Here is a 20,964-nt window from a genome sequence, read left to right as displayed (position 1 = left end):
CTCAGAAGAACCTCGGATCGGTGAAGGTGCCGCTGGCCAGCAGGTACACGTAGAAGTCGCACAGGGCCACGCTGATCAGGGAGGCCCACGCGAGCTGCATGTGGCGGGAGTTGAGCCGGCTGACCCAGCCCCACAGCCGGTAGCGCACCGGGTGCTTGGAGAAGTGGCGCAGGCGGCCGCCCATGATGTGCCGGCAGGAGTGGCAGGAGAGCGTGTAGGCCCAGATCAACGCGATGTTGACGAGGAACAGCAGCGTGCCGAGGCCCATGTGGCCCCACTCGTACCGGTCGTTGCGGAACGTCAGTGCCGTGTCGTACGTGAGGATGCCGGCGACCGGCAGCGCCGCGTAGAAGAAGTACCGGTGGATGTTCTGGAGGACCAGCGGGAAGCGGGTCTCGCCGGTGTACTTCGCGTGCGGCTCGGCGACGGCGCAGGCGGGCGGCGAGGCCCAGAAGCCCCGGTAGTACGCCTTGCGGTAGTAGTAGCAGGTCAGCCGGAAGCCGAGCGGGAAGACCAGGATCAGCAGCGCGGGGGAGAGGCCCCACCAGCTGCCGAACAGGTCGAGGTTCGGGCCGCCGCGCATCTCCTGGCAGTTCTCCGCGAGACACGGGGAGTAGAACGGGGAGACGTACGGGGCCGCGTAGTAGTCGGCGTTGGCGAAGGCCCGCCACGTCGAGTAGACGATGAAGGCGAGCAGCCCGGCCGCGGTGACGGCGGGGGCCAGCCACCACCGGTCGGTGCGCAGGTGCCGGGCGGCGATCGCGGCCCGGGAGGGGTCGTGGACGCCGGTCAGCCGGGGTGGTTCCGTGCCTGTGGCCAAAGGGGACTCCGGGTGGAGTGATGAGGGGTGACCCACGAGGCCCAGCCGCGGACGGCTGGGCCGGGTGGGGTGCTGGGGTGGCGCGGAGGTACGGGTGCTGCGCGGGTGCGCGGGGGCGCCCGCCGGGTCAGGGTGCCCGCCGGGTCAGGGCGCCCGTCGGGTCAGGGCGCCCGTCGGTCGCGGGCGCCGAGACCCTCGTCGTCGGCGTCCTTCCACAGCGAGCTGTCGTACGGGGTGTCCGGTACCGGGACCATCCCCTCCTGCCGTGGGGCCCGCGGGGTGGCCGGAGCCTGCCGGGCCGCGTTCTCGACGTCCCGCTCCAGCCGTTCCACCGAGCGGACCAGCTCGTTCAGATTGCGCCGTACGGCGGTCAAATCATCTTGCAGGGACATGACTTGCCCTCACTTCCGCTGGTTGCGGTGGCAACGCTCATGTGCGCCTGCGAGTGTCGCGCCTCCCGTCCCCGGTTGTGAAGGGACGTGCAGCGATTGCGGGCGCGCAGGCGCAATCCGTGCGCCCTCCTCGCTCCCAGTTTGATCCCTCTTACGGGCGAACGCCCGTCCGCGGCGCAAGCCGGATTGGTCCGCACGGGTGGGGTTCGCGGCGTGGCGAGGGCCGGCTGCGGGAGGTGCGGCGAGCGGTGGATTTCAGTGTGTTGCGGCACCCAGTGTGATCAGCTCCATATACCGCCAAACGTGATCAAGCTGCCCCTTTCGCGCCCCGCCCCGGAGGTACCACCCATGTCCCAGAGAAGGCGCAGGTCTTTGGCGCTGCTGACCTCGGGAGTCCTCGCACTGCCGCTGCTCGCGGGCTGCGGCTCTGGTGACGACGAGGGCGGCCCGGTGGCCGCCGGACAGGACATCGCGTCGACGGCCCGCGACAAGGTCGCCGACGGCGGAGTGCTGCGCTGGGCCGTGGACTCCCTCCCCGACACGCTGAACACCTTCCAGGCCGACGCGGACGCCACCACCAACCGGATCGCCGGGGCGGTGCTGCCGCAGCTGTTCGTCCTGGACGGGAAGGGCCGGCCGGTCGCCAACCCGGACTACCTGGAGAAGGCCGAGGTCGTCGAGCGGGAGCCCAAGCAGGTCGTCCTGTACAAGCTGAACCAGCAGGCGGTGTGGAGCGACGGCCGCGAGATCGGCGCCGCCGACTTCGTGGCGCAGTGGCGGGCCCTGAACGGCAAGGACTCGGCGTACTGGACGGCCCGCAACGCCGGGTACGACCGGATCGAGAAGATCGAGCGCGGCAAGACCGACCTGGAGGTCAAGGTCACCTTCGCCAAGCCGTACACCGACTGGCGCTCCCTCTTCTCCCCGCTCTACCCCAAGCAGGTCACCGGCACCCCGGACGCCTTCAACGAGGGCGCCCGCGGCACCATCAAGGTCACCGCCGGGCCGTTCAACCTCGGGGCCATGGACAAGAAGGCCGGCACCGCCGCGCTGACCCGCAACGCCCGATGGTGGGGCCGGCCGGCCAAGCTGGACTCGCTGGTGCTGACCGCCGTGCCGCGGGCCGAGCGCCCGGCGGCGCTGGCCGCCGGCAAGGTGGACCTGGCGGAGATCGACCGTGCGGGCGCCGACCGGATCGCGCTGGCCCACCGGGACGCGGAGCACGGCCCGGGCACGGGCGGGGCCCCGGCGCACGGCCCCGACGCGGCGATGACCCCGGCGCAGGCCACGCTCTCGTGGGCGCACGCGTACGGCTCCGACGAGGGCAAGGCGGCGACGGAGCGCGAGACCCGGGCGCAGAACGCCGAGGCGGCCAAGAAGTACGCGGACGAGCAGTCGGCCCTGCGGACCTTCACGGTCCGCAAGTCCCTGGAGCCGGCCTACACGCAGCTCGCCATGAACGGGGCCTCCGGCCCGCTGGCGGACGAGCGGGTCCGGCGGGCGGTGGCCCGGGCCCTGGACCGCAAGGAATTGGCCGAGATCGTACTGAAGCCCCTGGGCCTGCCGGCGAAGCCGGTCGGCAGCCACGTGGCACTGGCCGGGCAGCGGGCGTACGCCGACAACAGCGACGCGCTCGGCGGCAAGGACCTCCAGGCGTCCCAGGCCCTGCTCGCGGACGCGGGCTGGCGCCGGGGAGGCAAGATCACCGAGCCGTCCGGCGCCAAGGCCGGCCCGGAATCGGAGGAGGGCCAGGACGACTCGAAGACCCCCTCGGGCCCGGGCACCGGCAACGACGGCCTGTACATCGTGGGCGAGACCGACGGGAGCAACGGGGACCGCCTGGACCGGGGGCTCCCGGTGGTGAAGTCCGCGATCAGGACGGACGCGGAAACGTCTCCTCAGGGCGAGCGGGGCGAGCGGATCGACCCGTCCGGCCAGGAGGACGAGGCCGCCGAACGGGACACCCGGGACGATGCCAAGCGCGGCCCCGCCCGCGACGGCGAGGCGCCCGGTCCCGGCAAGGCCGCCAGCGCCTCCCCGGCGCCGGCCCCGGCCAAGCAGACCCGTACCTCCGGGAACATGCTCGCGAAGGACGGCAAGGCCCTCAACCTGCGCTTCGTCCTCCCGGCCGGCCCCGGCTCGGAGGCCCTGCGCACGGTCGGCGAGCGGATCGCCCAGATGCTCAAGAAGGTCGGCGTCGGCACCGAGGTGACCAAGGTCGCCGACGAGAGCTTCTTCAAGGACCACGTGGCCTCGGGCCAGTACGACCTGGCGCTCTACTCCTGGCCCGCGACGGCCTACCCGGCCACCGACGCCCGCCCCATCTTCGCCAAGCCGGAGCCGGCCGCCGACGGCTCGCTCCTCGTCGAACAGAACTACACCCGCGTCGGCACCGACCACATCGACCAGCTCTTCGACCAGGCGCTCGGCGAGCTCGACGAAGAGGCCTCGCGCGAGCTGATGCGCAAGGCTGACGCCCGGATCTGGGCCGCGGCCGGGTCCATCCCGCTCTACCAGCGCCCCGAGCTGGTGGCCGTCAAGCCGAACCTGGTCAACGCCGGCGCCTTCGGCCTCGGCACCCCCCGCTTCCAGGACATCGGCTGGAAGAAGCCGCCGGCCGCGAAGGAAGAACCGAAGAAGAAGAAGTGACAAAACGGGGCCGGACAGGTTGAGCTTCGGCTCCCAAGCTCAGATGTGACTCAAGTCGCTTGCCCGCCGGAACTCCGGCGGGCAAGGTCGTTCCATACCCGTTGACCCGCGGCAATACCCGCACCATCCTCGGCCGGGAACCCCCCACCCCGTACCCGGCCCCGCTCAGCCTTCCGGCCTCTTGACAGACCCCCCGGCGGGCGGTTCCCGCCACGCGACGTACGATGGGGTAAGGCCGTGGCAGGTTTTCCGCCCGGTCGAGGCGCGCGTGCCGGACCGTACGCGCCGCCATCCACGATCCCGGGAGAAGCGCCGAAGTGCCCACGCGCCACGACATCCGTAACGTCGCCATCGTCGCCCACGTCGACCATGGCAAGACGACCATCGTCGATGCCATGCTCAAGCAGGCCGGTGCCTTCGCCGCCCACCAGCACCTCGACGACCGCATGATGGACTCGAACGACCTGGAGCGTGAGAAGGGCATCACGATCCTCGCCAAGAACACGGCGGTGAAGTATCACCCCAAGGACGGCGGGGCCCCGATCACGATCAACATCATCGACACCCCCGGCCACGCCGACTTCGGTGGTGAGGTCGAGCGCGGTCTGTCGATGGTGGACGCCGTCGTCCTGCTGGTGGACGCCTCCGAGGGTCCGCTGCCCCAGACCCGCTTCGTCCTGCGCAAGGCCCTGCAGGCGAAGATGCCGGTCATCCTCTGCATCAACAAGACCGACCGCCCGGACTCCCGGATCGACGACGTCGTCAACGAGACGTACGACCTCTTCCTGGACCTGGACGCGGACGAGGACCAGATCGAGTTCCCGATCGTCTACGCCTGCGGCCGTGACGGCGTGGCCTCGCTGACCAAGCCGGAGGACGGCACCGTCCCCGCGGACAGCGACAGCCTGGAGCCGTTCTTCTCCACCATCCTGGAGCACGTCCCCGCCCCGGTGTACGACGACGAGGCCCCCCTCCAGGCCCACGTCACCAACCTGGACGCCGACAACTTCCTCGGCCGCATCGCGCTGCTCCGCGTCGAGCAGGGCGAGCTGCGCAAGGGCCAGACCGTCACCTGGATCAAGCGTGACGGCACCCAGTCGAACGTCCGCATCACCGAGCTGATGATGACCGAGGCGCTCACCCGCAAGCCGGCCGAGGTGGCGGGCCCGGGTGACATCTGCGCGGTCGCCGGTATCCCCGACATCATGATCGGCGAGACGCTGGCCGACCCGGAGAACCCGATCGCGCTCCCGCTGATCTCGGTCGACGAGCCGGCGATCTCCATGACCATCGGCACGAACACCTCCCCGATGGTCGGCCGCGGCGGCAGCGGCAAGGGCGCGGACGCCAAGTCCGCGGTCAAGGACCGCAAGGTCACCGCCCGCCAGGTCAAGGACCGCCTGGACCGCGAGCTCATCGGCAACGTCTCGCTCCGCGTCCTCGACACCGAGCGCCCCGACGCCTGGGAGGTCCAGGGCCGCGGTGAGCTCGCGCTCGCCATCCTGGTCGAGCAGATGCGCCGCGAGGGCTTCGAGCTGACCATCGGCAAGCCGCAGGTCGTCACCCAGGAGATCGACGGCAAGACGCACGAGCCGGTCGAGCGCATGACGATCGACGTGCCCGAGGAGCACATGGGCGCGGTCACGCAGCTCATGGGCGTCCGCAAGGGCCGCATGGACAACATGTCGAACCACGGCTCCGGCTGGGTCCGCATGGAGTTCGTCGTCCCGTCGCGCGGCCTCATCGGCTTCCGTACGGAGTTCCTGACCAACACCCGCGGTACGGGCATCGCCCACTCGATCCACGAGGGCCACGAGCCGTGGTTCGGCCAGCTGGTCACCCGTAACAACGGCTCCCTGGTCGCCGACCGCGCCGGTTCGGTCACGCCGTTCGCGATGATCAACCTGCAGGAGCGCGGCGTCCTGTTCACCGACCCCGGCACCGAGGTGTACGAGGGCATGATCGTCGGCGAGAACTCGCGCTCCGACGACATGGACGTGAACATCACCAAGGAGAAGAAGCTCACCAACATGCGTGCGGCTTCGGCGGACAACACGGAGAACGTGATCCCGCCGCGCAAGCTCTCCCTGGAGCAGTCCCTGGAGTTCTGCCGCGACGACGAGTGCGTCGAGGTGACCCCGGAGGCCGTCCGCATCCGCAAGGTCGTCCTGGACCAGAAGGAGCGCTCGCGCACCGCGTCGCGCGCCAAGTCCGCGAAGTAACGGCAAGTCGGCCCGGACGGGCCGACGTTCCGTCCGCAACCCCTTCACCACGGTTTCGTGGGGGAGGGGTTGCTGCCGTTTGTCAACCGGATTATTGCGTTCCAGTGTCCACGGTGTCCGTATACCGACCGTGACACTCCGGAAGATGAACTAACAGTCCGTTTCGCACGTGTCTGTCTCCTATCTGTTTGTCCGGATTTCGGGTTTTCGCCATGCGGTGATGTTGTGAAAACGAGACCAGTTAAGTGTGGTTTACGGTCAGGTCGTCCCTGAGGATGGCTCCATTGAGCTCGGGTCAATGGGTCACACGCTGTGGGGAGCGTCGACTCACGAGCACACTCGGGGCACTGTTCAACTCGCCGTCAGGGGTGTCGGCGAAACGTTCATGTGTCCCGCACATCAAACAGTGGACTCATGAGGAGGAAACCCATGCGCGGTGCCAAGAGCGCCAAGTGGGTAGCGGGCGCGATTGTCGTCGCCCTGGCTGCGACCGCCTGCGGTGGCAACGACAAGGGCGACGCCGCCGGCAAGGGTGAGGTTGACCCGAACGGCATCTACTCCGTCGAGGTGGGCGAGCCCGAGAAGCTCCTCCAGCCGGCCGACACGATGGAGTCGAACGGCTCGATCGTCATGTCCGGGCTGTTCTCGCAGCTCGTCGACTACGACGCCGACGGCAAGCTCGTCATGGTGAACGCCGAATCGGTGGACTCCAAGGACAGCAAGCTCTGGACCGTCAAGCTCAAGCCGGGCTGGACCTTCCACGACGGCACCAAGGTGACCGCCGAGTCCTACGTCAAGGCCTGGAACTGGGCCGCGAACATCAACAACAAGCAGGGCAACGCGTCCTGGTTCGCGGACATCAAGGGCTACGAGGCGCTCCACCCCGAGGCCGAGGGCGCCAAGCCCACCGCCGAGGCGCTGGAGGGTCTGAAGGTCGTCGACGAGAACACCTTCACCATCGAGCTCGCCAACGCCGTTCCGTACTTCGCGTACAAGCTCGGCTACGAGGTCTTCTCCCCGCTGCCCGAGTCCTTCTACAAGGACCCGAAGGCCGCCGGTGAGAAGCCGGTCGGCAACGGTCCGTACAAGTTCAAGTCGTGGGAGCACAAGAAGCAGATCGAGCTCACGCGCTTCGACGACTACAAGGGCGAGAACAAGGCGAAGAACGGTGGTGTGATTCTCAAGAACTACTCCACCCTCGAGACCGCCTACGAGGACCTGAAGTCGGGCAACGTCGACGTCCTGCGTCAGATCGGCCCGAAGGACCTCCCGGTCTACCGCAACGACCTCGGCGACCGCGCCGTGGACCAGGCGTACTCCGCGATCCAGACCCTGGCCATCGCCTTCTACGCCGACCAGTGGAAGACCCCGAAGCCGGTCGACCCGAAGGTCATCCAGGGCCTGTCGATGGCGATCGACCGTGACACCATCACCAAGACGGTGCTCCAGGGCACCCGCGAGCCGGCCACGGGCTGGGTCGCCAAGGGCGTCCTCGGCTACACGCCGAACGCCACCGGTGACGTCACCAAGTTCAACCCGGCCAAGGCCAAGGAGCTCATCACCGCCGGTGGTGGCGTTCCGAACAACGAGATCTCCATCCAGTTCAACTCGGACGGCGGTCACAAGGAATGGGTCGACGCTGTCTGCAACAGCATCACCCAGGCCACCGGCGTCAAGTGCACCGGTGACGCCAAGCCGGACTTCCAGGCCGACCTCCAGGCCCGTAAGTCCAAGCAGGTCAAGTCGATCTACCGCTCCGGCTGGGTCCTCGACTACCCGGTGAACGCCAACTTCATCAGCGACCTGTTCCGCACGGGCGCGGGCGGCAACCAGGGTGGGTTCTCGAACCCCGACCTGGACGCCAAGATCGCCGCTGCCGACACGGCCGCGTCGCTCGACGAGTCGGTGAAGGCGTACCAGGCCGTGGAGAAGGACCTGGTCAACTACATGCCGTCGATCCCGCTCTGGTACTACAAGGTCAACGCGGGCTTCTCGGAGAAGGTCCAGAACGTGAAGTACGCCCAGGACGGCGACCCGATCCTCGAAGGCGTCGAGGTCAAGAAGTAAGTCCCACAGCGTAATTCCGCTCGACGGATGTGGGCCGGCGGGGAGCCGGCCCGCATCCGGGCCTAAATGCAGAGCCCGGGGGGCCCTTTCGCGACGCAGTGACGATCCCGTCACGTGCGTGCGTGGCGAAAGGGCCCGTCCGGCTGCCTCTGCCGCATCTTCTACGGAGGCATGATGGGGCGCTATGTCGCACGACGACTGCTCCAGATGATCCCGGTCTTCTTCGGGACGACCCTGCTCATCTTCTTGATGGTTTACAGCCTGCCCGGCGACCCCGTGGCCGGACTCTTCGGTGACAAGGGCACAGACCCCGCCACGCTGGCCGCACTCCGGCACGAGCACGGGCTGGACCTGCCGATCATGCAGCAGTACTGGAACTACATCTCGGACATCCTGTTCCACTTCGACTTCGGCAAGCAGATCCGAAGCGGACGTGAGATCACGGACGTCCTCGGCAGCGCCTTCCCGGTCACGCTCCGCCTGGCCCTGCTGGCCTTCGCCATCGAGATGGTCGTGGGCCTCGGCCTCGGCATCGTCGCCGGCCTCAAGGCCGGCAAGCTGGCGGACAACCTGGTGCTGATCCTCACGCTGCTGATCATCTCGATGCCGGTCTTCGTGCTCGGCTTCATCATCAAGACGGTGTTCGCCTTCCAGCTCGGCTGGATCGAACCCAACGTCAGCAACAACGAGACCTGGGGCGAACTGCTGACGCCGGCCATCGTGCTCGGCTCGCTGTCCCTCGCCTACGTGGCCCGTCTGACCCGCACCTCGATGGCCGAGAACCTGCGCGCCGACTACGTGCGCACCGCCGTCGCCAAGGGTCTCCCGAAGCGCCGCGTCATCGGTGTGCACCTGATGCGCAACTCGATGATCCCCGTCGTGACCTTCCTGGGTACCGACATCGGCGCCCTCATGGGCGGCGCCGTCGTCACCGAGGGCATCTTCAACGTCAAGGGCGTCGGTGGTCTGATCTACGACTCGATCATCCGCCGCGAAGGCCTGACCGTCGTCGGTGTCGTCACCGTCCTCGTCGTGGTCTACCTCGTCGCCAGCCTTCTCGTCGACCTCCTCTACGCGGTCCTGGACCCGAGGATCCGGTATGCCTGACATGACCAAGACCGAAGCCCTGTCGACCGAGGGCGCTGTCGCCCCCGTCGACGCGATCGCACCCGTCACCCACGAGAAGCCCCGCAGTCTGTGGGGCGACGCCTGGGCCGACCTGCGTCGCAACCCGTACTTCCTCGTGTCGTCGGTGCTGATCTTCGTACTCCTGCTGATCGCCGCCTTCCCGGGCCTGTTCACCAGTGCCGACCCCACCAAGGGCGACCTGGTGCACCACTTCCTGACCAAGCCGGAGCTGGGCAGCATAGGCTCGCCCGACTGGTTCGGTTACGACGGCCAGGGCCGCAGCGTGTACGCCCGCCTGATCTACGGCACCCGTGCCTCGATCATCGTGGCCGTCGCGGTGACGCTGATCGTGACGATCATCGGCTCGATCACGGGCATGATCTCCGGCTACTTCGGTGGCATCACGGACGCGATCATCTCCCGCATCACCGACATCTTCTTCGGCATCCCGTTCCTGCTCGGCTCGATGGTCGTCCTCCAGGCCTTCACCAAGCGCACGGTGTGGACGGTCGTCTTCGCCCTGGCCTTCCTGGGCTGGACGCAGATCACCCGCGTCATGCGCGGTTCGGTGATCACCGTGAAGCAGGCCGACTACGTGCACGCCGCGAAGGCGCTGGGCGCCGGCACCACCCGGATCCTGTTCCGGCACGTCCTGCCGAACGCCATGGCGCCCGTGATCGTGGTCTCCACGATCGCGCTGGGCGGCTACGTCGGAGCCGAGGCGACCCTGTCCTACCTGGGTCTGGGCCTCGCGTCCCCGACCATCTCGTGGGGTGTGGACATCTCGGCCGGTGCCGCTCAGATCCGCGTGGCCGAGCACATCCTGCTCTACCCCTCGCTGATGCTCAGCGTGACCGTGCTCGCCTTCATCATGCTCGGCGAAGCGGTCCGCAACGCCCTCGACCCCAAGCTGCGCTGAGGAGGGCGTACGTGATCACCATGGACAACACCAGCACCGTTCCCTCCCCGCGTGACGGGAACCCGCAGACCCCGCTCCTCGAAGTGCGCGACCTGCACGTCGAGTTCCACACCCGCGACGGCGTGGCCAAGGCCGTCAACGGCGTCAACTACAGCGTGAGCGCCGGCGAGACCCTCGCCGTCCTCGGCGAGTCCGGCTCGGGCAAGTCCGTGACGGCGCAGGCCATCATGGGCATCCTCGACATGCCCCCCGGCAGGATCCCGCAGGGCGAGATCCTCTTCCGCGGCCAGGACATGCTCAAGATGAGCTTCGAGGAGCGGCGCAAGCTGCGCGGCCGGAAGATCGCCATGATCTTCCAGGACGCCCTGTCCTCCCTGAACCCGGTGCTCACCGTCGGCTACCAGCTGGGCGAGATGTTCCGCGTCCACCAGGGCCTGTCGAAGAAGGAAGCCCGCCTCAAGGCCATCGAGCTGATGGACAAGGTCAAGATCCCGGCGGCGAAGGAGCGTGTGGACGACTACCCGCACCACTTCTCCGGCGGTATGCGCCAGCGCATCATGATCGCCATGGCGATCGCGCTGGAGCCGGACCTGATCATCGCCGACGAGCCGACCACGGCCCTCGACGTGACCGTCCAGGCCCAGGTCATGGACCTGCTCGCGGAGCTCCAGCGCGAGCTCAACATGGGCCTGATCCTGATCACCCACGACCTCGGCGTCGTCGCCGACGTGGCGGACAAGATCGCGGTCATGTACGCCGGCCGGATCGTCGAGACGGCCCCGGTGCACGAGATCTACAAGCGCCCGGCGCACCCGTACACCCGCGGTCTGCTGGACTCGATCCCGCGCCTGGACCAGAAGGGCCAGGACCTCTTCGCGATCAAGGGCCTGCCGCCCAACCTCCTGCGGCTGCCGACCGGCTGCTCGTTCAACCCGCGCTGCACCGTTGCGCAGGACATCTGCCGTACCGACGTGCCCCTGCTCCAGGTGGTCAGCGAGCAGGACGGCTCCGAGCTGCCCGGCCGCGCCAGCGCCTGCCACTTCTGGAAGGAGCAGCTCCATGGCTGAGCTCACCAAGACCGCCCCCCAGGGCGAGCCGATCCTCCAGGTCCGCAACCTGGTCAAGCACTTCCCGCTGACCCAGGGCATCCTCTTCAAGAAGCAGGTCGGCGCCGTCAAGGCCGTCGACGGCATCAGCTTCGACCTGTACCAGGGCGAGACGCTGGGCATCGTCGGTGAGTCCGGCTGTGGCAAGTCCACCGTCGCCAAGCTGCTGATGAACCTGGAGCGGGCCACCGCGGGCGAGGTCTTCTACAAGGGCCAGGACATCACCAAGCTGTCCGGGCGCGCGCTGAAGGCCGTCCGCCGCAACATCCAGATGGTGTTCCAGGACCCGTACACCTCGCTGAACCCGCGCATGACGGTCGGCGACATCATCGGGGAGACCTACGAGATCCACCCCGAGGTGGCTCCCAAGGGCGACCGGCGCCGCAAGGTCCAGGAGCTCCTGGACGTCGTGGGCCTCAACCCGGAGTACATCAACCGGTACCCGCACCAGTTCTCCGGCGGTCAGCGCCAGCGCATCGGCATCGCCCGCGGCCTCGCGCTCAACCCGGAGATCATCATCTGCGACGAGCCGGTCTCCGCGCTCGACGTGTCGGTGCAGGCGCAGGTCATCAACCTGATGGAGAAGCTGCAGCAGGAGTTCAACCTCTCCTACATCTTCATCGCGCACGACCTCTCGATCGTCCGGCACATCTCGGACCGCGTGGGCGTCATGTACCTGGGCAAGCTGGCCGAGATCGGCACCGACACCCAGATCTACGACCACCCGACGCACCCGTACACCCAGGCGCTGCTGTCGGCGGTCCCCGTCCCGGACCCGGAGGCCCGCGAGGGCCGCGAGCGGATCATCCTCACCGGTGACGTCCCCTCCCCGGCCAACCCGCCGTCGGGCTGCCGCTTCCGCACCCGCTGCTGGAAGGCCGAGGAACGCTGCTCCACGGAGGAGCCGCTGCTGGCGATCCCGACGCGCTTCCAGGGCGTGAACACCCTGGCCGCGCACGAGTCCGCGTGCCACTTCGCGGAGGAGAAGGCCGTCCTGGCCGTCTGATCCCGCCGGAACGGCAGGACGGGGCCCAGCCGATCCAGGCTGGGCCCCGTCCGCTTTTCCCGCCCCATCGAAAGCGACTCCCGAGGAGGCAACCACCCATGCGCACAGCGAGCGCCCAGTGGATCGTCGGTGCCGTCGTCGTGGCGATGGCCGCCACGGCGTGCAGCGCCGACGAGAACACGGAGGCCGGCCGGACCGGCGGGCACATCACCGTGGTCCTCGGAGAACCGCAGCACGGGCTGGTGGGGCAGGAGACCGCCGAGACCGAGGGCGCCGAAGTCCTCCACGCCCTGTTCACCGGCCTGGTCACGTACGACACCAAGACCAACGAACCCAAGCTGGCGATCGCCGAGTCCGTCGACACCACGGACTCGAAGACCTGGACGATCAGGATCAAGGACGGGTTCACCTTCCACAACGGCGAGAAGGTCGACGCGCGGTCCTTCGTCCGGGCCTGGAACTGGGGCGCCAACCAGGAGAACACCGCCGAGGCGATGGGCTTCTTCTCGAAGATCGAGGGCTCGGAGGAGCTGGCCCCGGGCAAGGGCAGGACGCCCACCGCCAAGGAGCTCAAGGGCCTGCGGGTCATCGACGACCGGACCTTCACCGTCACCCTGAAGGCGCCGTTCTCCCAGTTCAGGACCGTGCTGGGATACGACGCCTTCTACCCGCTGCCCAAGGCGTTCGAGGCCGACCCGAAGGGCTTCGGCGAAGCCCCGATCGGAAACGGCCCGTTCCGCATGGACGGCAGGTGGGAGCACCACAAGCAGATCAAGGTCAAGAAGTACGACAAGTACCCGGCCGAGGGGCGGGCCAAGCTCGACGGCGTGACCTTCAAGATCTACGACGACCTGGACACCGCTTACAACGACCTGCACAAGAACGCCCTGCAGATCACCGACAAGCTGCCGGTCTCCGCGCTCGCCACCGTCTCCGAGGAGTTCGGCGACCGCTACATCTACAAGCCGGAAGCCTCCGTCGGCTACCTCGGCCTCCCGCTGGAGGCCAACCCCGAGGCCTTCGGCAAGGTCGAGATCCGCAAGGCGATCTCGATGGCCATCGACCGCGAGGCCATCTCCAAGAAGATCTTCCAGGGCACCCGCAAGCCGGCCGACGACTTCATCAGCCCGATCGTCCCCGGCTACCGCAGGGGCGCCCTGGGCGAGGCCGGCACGTACAACCCGAGCAAGGCGAAGGCGCTGTTCCAGCAGGCCGGCGGCATACCGGGCAACAAGCTGGAGCTCGGCTACAACGAGGACGGCGGCCACAAGGAGTGGATCGAGGCCGTCGCCGCGCAGCTGAAGGCGAACCTCGGCGTCGAGGCCACCGCCAAGCCCTACCAGAGCGCCGCCGCGCTGATCGACGACGTGAAGTCGCAGAAGTTCAAGGGCGCCTTCCGCATGGGCTGGGCCATGGACTACCCGGCGGCGGAGAACTACCTGCGCCCGGTCTTCTCGAAGGAGGCCATCGCCAACGGCTCCAACTTCGGGCGCTACGGGAACGACGAGTTCGAGGCCGTCCTCGCCGCCGCCGACCGGGCGACCGACCCGGCCGAGAGCCTGAAGCTCTACCAGCAGGCCGACGACATCGTCATCAGGGACCTCCCGTACATCCCGGTCTTCACGTACATGTCGGCCGTGGCCTACTCCAAGACCGTGAAGAACGTCGGGGTCGACGCGCAGGGTCGCATCGACCTGGCGCACGTCGAGCTCAACTGACACCCGGCCGGGGGCCGCGCCGAAAGAGAGTTGCGGCGGCGCCCGCGGCGGGCGGACAGTGGTCGGGTGACCGCGACACCGTACGCCCGCCGCAGTCGGCGCACGCTGACCGTACGGCCCGCCGGGCCCGGGGACGCGTCCGACATCTGCGCCCTGCTCAACGCCGTCGACGTCATCGAGATCGGCAGACCGGAGAGCGATCTGGCCGCCGTCGAGGCCGACCTCCACCACCCCGACATCGACCTGGCCAAGGACTCCTGGCTCGCCTTCGAGGGGGGCCGGCTCGTGGCCCACGCGCAGGTGTGGGCCGACTCCGGGCCCGGCACGGTCGACTCCGAGCACTACGTGCTGCCCGGCCGGCGCGAGGCCGCCGTCCGGCTCCTGGAGCTGATGGAGATCCGGGCCCGCGAGCTCACCGGCGGGTCGGGGGACGCCGTCATGCGGCTCCGGCTCAACGTGAGGCCCGTCCTCGACGCCGACGTGCTGCCCGGCCGCGGCTACCGCCCCGTGCGCCGGTACCAGGTGATGACCCGAGCCCTGTCCCGGGCCGCCGATCCGCCGCCCGCCCCTCCCGGCGGACTCCTCCTGCGCGACTGCGCCGCCGACGAGGGCGACCGCCGCCGGGTCCATGCCCTGGTGGAGGAGACCTTCGCCGCCCACTTCGGCCACGTGCACCGCCCCTACGAGGCATGGCTCGACCACCTCGACGCCCGCACCCTCGACTGGTCGCTGGTCTGGATCGCGAGCCTGCCCGGTGTGGGCGACGCGGGCGTCCTGCTCACCCGCGACGACCGCACCAGCATGGCCTGGCTCAGCCACCTCGGCGTCCGCGCCGACCTGCGCGGCCGCGGGATCGGCGGCTTCCTGCTGCGCCACGGCTTCGCCGCCTACGCGGCCCGCGGCCGGGACACCGCGGGCCTCGGCGTGGACACCCGCAACGAGACCGGCGCGCTCGCGCTGTACGAGGCTCACGGCATGCGCCTGCACTACGCGGTGGACACCTGGGAGCTGAGTTTGCACTCGCGCGGGTGACAGGCGCGGGACGCGAGGGTGCAATCGGTCCAACGAGGAGTGTTCCGGCCCCCACATAGGGTGACATTGGGCCCTAAGTGAGTCTTGGGAGCCATAGGAGGCACTCCATGCGCGGAGCCACCCACGCCAAGTGGGCCGCATGTGCGGTGGCCGTCGCCCTCGCGGCGACGGCCTGCGGCGGTAGCGACAGCGGCGGAGGCGGCGGTGGCGCGGGGATCGTCAGCTCCTCCTGGGGTGACCCGCAGAACCCGCTGGAGCCGGCCAACACCAACGAGGTGCAGGGCGGCAAGGTCCTCGACATGATCTTCCGCGGCCTCAAGCGGTACGACCCGAAGACCGGCGAGGCCAAGAACATGCTCGCCGAGAAGATCGAGACGACCGACAGCCAGAACTTCACCATCACGCTGAAGGACGGCTGGAAGTTCAGCAACGACGAGCCGGTCACCGCGCAGTCGTTCGTGGACGCCTGGAACTACGGCGCGGACGTGCGCAACAAGCAGAACAACTCGCCGTTCTTCTCCGACATCGCCGGCTACGCGGACGTCCACCCCGCCTCGGGGGAGCCCAAGTCCAAGACCATGTCAGGGCTGGTCGTCAAGGACCCCAAGACCTTCACCGTGGCCCTGAAGAACAAGTTCTCCACCTGGCCCGAGACCCTCGGCTACCAGGCCTTCTCCCCCCTGCCCAAGGCCTTCTTCACCGACCATGCCGGCTGGCTGAACAAGCCCATCGGCAACGGCCCGTACGCGGTGGACTCGTACACCAAGGGCACCGGCATGAAGCTGCGCACCTGGGACGGCTACCCGGGCGAGGACAAGGCGCAGAACAGCGGCGTCGACCTCAAGGTCTACACCGACAACAACACCGCCTACACCGACCTGATCTCCGGCAACCTCGACCTCGTCGACGACGTCCCCGCGCAGCAGCTGAAGAACGTCAAGAACGACCTCGGCGACCGGTACATCAACCAGCCGGCCCTCATCATCCAGACCCTCACCTTCCCGCTGTACGACCCGCAGTGGGGCAAGGAGGGCATGGAGAACGTCCGCCGCGGCATCTCCATGGCCATCAACCGCGACGAGATCACCAAGCAGATCTTCCGCGAGACCCGCACCCCGGCCAAGGACTGGACCTCCCCGGCCCTCGGCGAGAAGGGGGGCTTCAGCGCCACGCTCTGCGGCGACGCCTGCACGTACGATCCGGCCGCGGCCAAGAAGCTCATCCAGGACGCCGGCGGGCTCCCCGGGGGCAAGGTCACCCTGACGTCCAACGTGGACACCGGCTCCCACCGCGAGTGGATGGACGCCGTCTGCAACAGCATCAACAACGCGATCGGCGAGGGGCCGGTCTGCACGGTCAACCCGGTCGGCACCTTCGCGGACTTCCGCAACCAGCAGAGCGCCTTCAAGCTGACCGGCCCCTTCCGCTCCGGCTGGCAGGCCGACTACCCGCTGATCCAGAACTTCCTCCAGCCGCTCTACTACACCGGCGCCTCCTCCAACTACGGCAAGTTCAGCAACGCGGACTTCGACAAGCTCGTCGACGAGGCCAACCAGGAGAGCGACGCGGCCAAGGCCATCGCGAAGTTCCAGGACGCCGAGAAGATCCTCGTCGCGCAGATGCCCTCCATCCCGCTCTGGTACCAGAACGGCAGCGCCGGCTACGCGGAACGCCTCTCGGACGTGGCGCTCAACCAGTTCAGCGTCCCCGTCTACAACGAGATCAAGGTCAGCTGACCCTCCGTCGGATCGATCCTGGAGCAGTCCATGGGACGTTATGTGATCCGGCGGCTGCTCCAGATGATCCCGGTGTTCATCGGCAGCACGTTCCTGATCTTCTTCATGGTGTACGCGCTCGGCGACCCGGTCGCCGCCCTCTTCGGGGACAAGGCGCCCGACCCCGCCACCGCCGCGCGCATCCGCAAGGACCTCTACCTCGACCGCCCGCTGTGGGAGCAGTACCTCCACTACATGGGCCAGATCTTCCAGGGCGACTTCGGCACGGCCTTCAACGGCCAGCCCGTCACCGAGCTGATGGCCTCGGCCTTCCCCGTCACCCTGCGCCTGACCATCGTCGCGATCTTCTTCGAGGTCGTCATCGGCATCACCCTCGGCGTGATCAGCGGCCTGCGCCGCGGCAAGTCCGTGGACACCAGCGTGCTGGTGCTCACCCTCGTCGTCATCTCCGTGCCGACGTTCGTGACGGGCTACCTGCTCCAGTACCTCTTCGGCGTCAAATGGGGCTGGGTCCGGCCCACCGTCTCCCCCGACGCCCCCTTCAACGAGCTGATCCTGCCCGGCATCGTGCTCGCGCTGGTCTCCCTCGCCTACGTCACCCGGCTCTCGCGCACCTCCATCGCCGAGAACGTCAAGGCCGACTACGTGCGCACCGCCGTCGCCAAGGGCCTGCCGCGCCGCCGGGTCGTCACCCGCCACCTGCTGCGCAACTCGCTCATCCCCGTCGTCACCTTCATCGGCACCGACATCGGCGCCCTGATGGGCGGCGCCATCGTCACCGAGCGGATCTTCAACATCCACGGCGTCGGATACCAGCTCTACCAGGGCATCCTGCGCAACAACTCCCCGACGGTGGTCGGCTTCGTGACCATCCTCGTCATCGTCTTCCTGCTGGCGAACCTGCTCGTCGACCTGCTCTACGCGGTCCTGGACCCGAGGATCCGTTATGCCTGAGCCCGAGCCCGAGCCCGGCCGCCGACCCCCCGCATACGACCCACTCCAGCCCGGAAAGGGGGAGGCCATCGCGCCCACCGGCCAGGGCGGGCCCATGGATCTGGCGCTCGACGAGGCCGAGAGCCTCGAGAAGCCCTTGGGGGACGCCCCCACCGGGCCCGGCCCGCAGGAGAAGGCCCGCTCCCTGTGGTCCGACGCCTGGCACCAGCTGCGCCGGAACCCCGTCTTCATCATCTCCTCGCTGATGATCCTGTTCCTGGTGATCATCGCGATCTGGCCGCAGCTCATCGCGAGCGGCGATCCGCTCCAGTGCGACCTGTCCAAGTCCCAGCAGGGCTCCTCCCCCGGCCACCCCTTCGGCTACGACACCCAGGGCTGCGACGTCTACACCCGCACCGTCTACGGAGCCCGCGCCTCCATCACCGTCGGCGTCTGCGCCACCCTCGGCGCCGCCCTGCTCGGCTCGGTGCTCGGCGGGCTCGCCGGGTTCTTCGGCGGCTGGGGCGACTCGCTGCTCTCCCGGGTCGCGGACATCTTCTTCGGCATCCCCGTCGTCCTCGGCGGCCTGGTCTTCCTCTCCGTGGTCACCAGCACCACCGTCTGGCCGGTCGTCGGCTTCATCGTGCTGCTCGGCTGGCCGCAGATCGCCCGCATCGGCCGCGGCTCCGTCATCACCGCCAAACAGAACGACTACGTCCAGGCCGCCCGGGCGCTCGGCGCGGGCAACGGCCGGATGCTGCTGCGGCACGTCGCGCCCAACGCCGTCGCGCCCGTCATCGTCGTCGCCACCATCGCGCTCGGCACGTACATCGCCCTGGAGGCCACCCTGTCCTTCCTCGGCGTCGGCCTGCGCCCGCCCACCGTCTCCTGGGGCATCGACATCTCCAACGCGGCCCCGCAGATCCGCAACGCCCCGCACATGCTGCTCTGGCCGGCGGGCGCGCTGAGCCTGACGGTGCTCGCGTTCATCATGCTCGGCGACGCGGTGCGCGACGCCCTCGACCCCAAACTGCGCTGAGGAGTGGGCACATGCTGCTCGAAGTCCGCGACCTCCATGTGGAGTTCCGTACGCGGGACGGAGTCGCCAAGGCCGTCAACGGCGTCAACTACTCGGTGGACGAGGGCGAGACGCTCGCCGTGCTCGGCGAGTCCGGCTCGGGCAAGTCCGTGACCGCCCAGGCCGTGATGGGCATCCTCGACGTCCCGCCCGGCCGGATCGCGGGCGGCGAGATCCTCTTCAAGGGCAAGGACCTGCTGAAGATGAAGGAGGAGGAGCGGCGCAGGATCCGCGGCGCCGACATGGCGATGATCTTCCAGGACGCCCTCTCCTCCCTGAACCCGGTGCTCAGCGTGGGCGCCCAGCTCGGCGAGATGTACGAGGTCCACCGCGGCATGTCGCGCAAGGACGCCAAGGCCAAGGCCGTCGAGCTCATGGACCGGGTGAAGATCCCGGCGGCGCGGGAGCGGGTGGGGGACTACCCGCACCAGTTCTCGGGCGGCATGCGCCAGCGCATCATGATCGCGATGGCGCTGGCCCTGGAACCCTCCCTGATCATCGCGGACGAGCCGACGACGGCCCTCGACGTCACCGTCCAGGCCCAGGTCATGGACCTGCTCGCCGAGCTCCAGCGCGAGCTCAACATGGGGCTCATCCTCATCACCCACGACCTCGGCGTGGTCGCCGACGTCGCCGACAAGATCGCCGTCATGTACGCGGGACGGATCGTCGAGGCGGCCCCCGTCCACGAGATCTACGCCGCGCCCGCGCACCCGTACACCCGCGGCCTGCTCGACTCCATCCCGCGCCTGGACCAGAAGGGCCAGGAGCTGTACGCGATCAAGGGCCTGCCGCCGAACCTGCTGGCCATCCCGTCCGGCTGCGCCTTCAACCCGCGCTGCCCGATGGCCCGGGCGGTCTGCCGCACCGACGTTCCGCCGCTCGCGCAGGTGGGCCAAGACCGCGCGAGCGCGTGCTTCTTCTGGAAGGAGTGCCTCGGTGGCTGAGACCATCCTGGAGGTCGAGGACCTCGTCAAGCACTATCCGCTGACCCAGGGAATCCTCTTCAAGAAGCAGGTCGGCGCGGTCAAGGCCGTCGACGGGGTCTCCTTCGGCCTCGCCCGCGGCGAAACCCTCGGCATCGTCGGCGAGTCCGGCTGCGGCAAGTCCACCGTCGCCAAGATGCTGGTCAACCTGGAACGCCCGACGGCCGGTGCGATCTCGTACAAGGGCGAGGACATCACCAAGCTGTCCGGCCGGGCCCTCAAGGCCGTCCGCCGCAACATCCAGATGGTGTTCCAGGACCCGTACACCTCGCTGAACCCGCGCATGACGGTCGGCGACATCATCGGGGAGCCGTACGACATCCACCCCGAGGTGGCCCCGAAGGGCGACCGGCGCCGCAGGGTCCAGGAACTCCTCGACGTGGTCGGGCTCAACCCCGAGTACATCAACCGGTACCCGCACCAGTTCTCCGGCGGTCAGCGCCAGCGCATCGGCATCGCCCGCGGCCTCGCCCTGCGGCCGGAGGTCATCGTGGCGGACGAACCGGTCTCCGCGCTCGACGTCTCCGTCCAGGCCCAGGTGATCAACCTCCTGGAGCGGCTCCAGAACGAGTTCGACCTGTCGTACGTGTTCATCGCGCACGACCTCTCGATCGTGCGGCACATCTCCGACCGGGTCGGTGTGATGTACCTGGGCCGGGTGGTGGAGATCGGCACCGACGCCCAGATCTACGACCACCCCACCCACCCGTACACCCAGGCCCTGCTGTCGGCCGTGCCCGTCCCGGACCCGCAGGCGCGGGCCCACCGCGAGCGGATCATCCTGACCGGCGACGTGCCCTCCCCGGCCAATCCGCCGTCCGGCTGTCCCTTCCGGACCCGCTGCTGGAAGGCGCAGCAGCGCTGCACGGACGAGGTCCCGCCGCTGGCCGTTCCGGAGGCCTTTCCGTCCGGCCCGGCGGCCCACCCGTCGGCCTGTCACTTCGCAGACGAAATCCGGCCACCCCGCGCGGATTCACTCCGTTAGGGTCACCTTTCCGCCAACCCGATTTACGTGCAGGCAACTTGACCGTTTCTGTCCCGAGATCTGGGGCGTGCAGCCTGGGTTCCGTGCGGCCGTGCGGGTGCCGACAGCCGGCCGGGGAGGCGTACAGACTCCCCGGCCGGCCTCCCCCGTGACCCTGCGCATGCGCGGCGTGCGCCCCTCGTGCTGC

General features: G+C 68.6%; 16 protein-coding genes. 14 read left to right on the top strand and 2 right to left on the bottom strand.

Annotated features, from left to right (window positions below; translation table 11 throughout):
- Position 1: 1 nt before the first annotated feature.
- Both sdhC and K7B10_RS15855 read right to left on the bottom strand, forming a co-directional pair.
- On the bottom strand, positions 2-820 hold the full coding sequence (gene sdhC, locus K7B10_RS15860) for a succinate dehydrogenase subunit SdhC (RefSeq protein WP_229336660.1): 819 nt from the start codon (positions 818-820) through the stop codon (positions 2-4).
- 161 nt (positions 821-981) lie between these two features.
- Positions 982-1,212 (bottom strand): Rv0250c family protein, encoded by a 231-nt coding sequence (locus K7B10_RS15855; protein ID WP_229336659.1) that lies wholly within the window; start codon positions 1,210-1,212, stop codon positions 982-984.
- 348 nt (positions 1,213-1,560) lie between these two features.
- Between K7B10_RS15855 and K7B10_RS15850 the strand changes: the two genes are divergently transcribed.
- The 14 genes from K7B10_RS15850 to K7B10_RS15785 all read left to right on the top strand — a co-directional run bounded on the left by K7B10_RS15850 (position 1,561) and on the right by K7B10_RS15785 (position 20,777).
- Entirely contained in the window at positions 1,561-3,861 is a 2,301-nt protein-coding gene (locus K7B10_RS15850) for an ABC transporter family substrate-binding protein (protein WP_229336658.1), read from the top strand.
- Positions 3,862-4,178: 317 nt separating this feature from the next.
- Complete coding sequence (gene typA / locus K7B10_RS15845) at positions 4,179-6,083, top strand: translational GTPase TypA (RefSeq protein ID WP_229336657.1); 1,905 nt, start codon at positions 4,179-4,181, stop codon at positions 6,081-6,083.
- 429 nt (positions 6,084-6,512) lie between these two features.
- Complete coding sequence (locus K7B10_RS15840) at positions 6,513-8,150, top strand: peptide ABC transporter substrate-binding protein (RefSeq protein ID WP_229336656.1); 1,638 nt, start codon at positions 6,513-6,515, stop codon at positions 8,148-8,150.
- Between the two features lie 174 nt (positions 8,151-8,324).
- Positions 8,325-9,257 carry an ABC transporter permease gene (locus K7B10_RS15835; protein WP_229345105.1) on the top strand — a complete coding sequence of 311 codons (933 nt, stop codon included), beginning with the start codon at positions 8,325-8,327 and terminating at the stop codon, positions 9,255-9,257.
- A complete protein-coding gene (locus K7B10_RS15830; protein WP_229336655.1) occupies positions 9,250-10,197 on the top strand; it encodes an ABC transporter permease in 948 nt (315 codons plus the stop codon). The genes K7B10_RS15835 and K7B10_RS15830 overlap by 8 nt, the downstream gene beginning before the upstream one ends.
- Before the next feature lie 20 nt (positions 10,198-10,217).
- Positions 10,218-11,264, top strand: coding sequence for an ABC transporter ATP-binding protein (locus K7B10_RS15825; RefSeq protein ID WP_267502033.1), 1,047 nt, complete (start codon positions 10,218-10,220; stop codon positions 11,262-11,264).
- Positions 11,257-12,309, top strand: coding sequence for an ABC transporter ATP-binding protein (locus K7B10_RS15820; RefSeq protein WP_030868397.1), 1,053 nt, complete (start codon positions 11,257-11,259; stop codon positions 12,307-12,309). Before K7B10_RS15825 ends, K7B10_RS15820 begins: the two co-directional genes overlap by 8 nt.
- A gap of 98 nt (positions 12,310-12,407) precedes the next feature.
- Positions 12,408-14,027, top strand: coding sequence for a peptide ABC transporter substrate-binding protein (locus tag K7B10_RS15815; protein ID WP_229336653.1), 1,620 nt, complete (start codon positions 12,408-12,410; stop codon positions 14,025-14,027).
- A gap of 66 nt (positions 14,028-14,093) precedes the next feature.
- Entirely contained in the window at positions 14,094-15,059 is a 966-nt protein-coding gene (locus tag K7B10_RS15810; protein ID WP_229336652.1) for a GNAT family N-acetyltransferase, read from the top strand.
- A gap of 107 nt (positions 15,060-15,166) precedes the next feature.
- A complete protein-coding gene (locus tag K7B10_RS15805; RefSeq protein WP_229336651.1) occupies positions 15,167-16,795 on the top strand; it encodes a peptide ABC transporter substrate-binding protein in 1,629 nt (542 codons plus the stop codon).
- A 30-nt stretch (positions 16,796-16,825) separates the two neighbouring features.
- A complete protein-coding gene (locus K7B10_RS15800) occupies positions 16,826-17,749 on the top strand; it encodes an ABC transporter permease (RefSeq protein ID WP_229336650.1) in 924 nt (307 codons plus the stop codon).
- Complete coding sequence (locus K7B10_RS15795) at positions 17,742-18,767, top strand: ABC transporter permease (RefSeq protein WP_372481420.1); 1,026 nt, start codon at positions 17,742-17,744, stop codon at positions 18,765-18,767. Before K7B10_RS15800 ends, K7B10_RS15795 begins: the two co-directional genes overlap by 8 nt.
- Before the next feature lie 11 nt (positions 18,768-18,778).
- Positions 18,779-19,753, top strand: a complete 975-nt coding sequence (locus K7B10_RS15790; RefSeq protein WP_229336649.1) for an ABC transporter ATP-binding protein — start codon at positions 18,779-18,781, stop codon at positions 19,751-19,753.
- Entirely contained in the window at positions 19,746-20,777 is a 1,032-nt protein-coding gene (locus K7B10_RS15785) for an ABC transporter ATP-binding protein (protein ID WP_229336648.1), read from the top strand. Before K7B10_RS15790 ends, K7B10_RS15785 begins: the two co-directional genes overlap by 8 nt.
- Positions 20,778-20,964 lie beyond the last annotated feature (187 nt).

It is taken from the genome of Streptomyces flavotricini (assembly GCF_020639365.1).
In the GTDB taxonomy this organism is placed as follows: Bacteria; Actinomycetota; Actinomycetes; order Streptomycetales; family Streptomycetaceae; genus Streptomyces; species Streptomyces flavotricini.
This window is presented reverse-complemented; position numbering and strand designations above follow the sequence as displayed.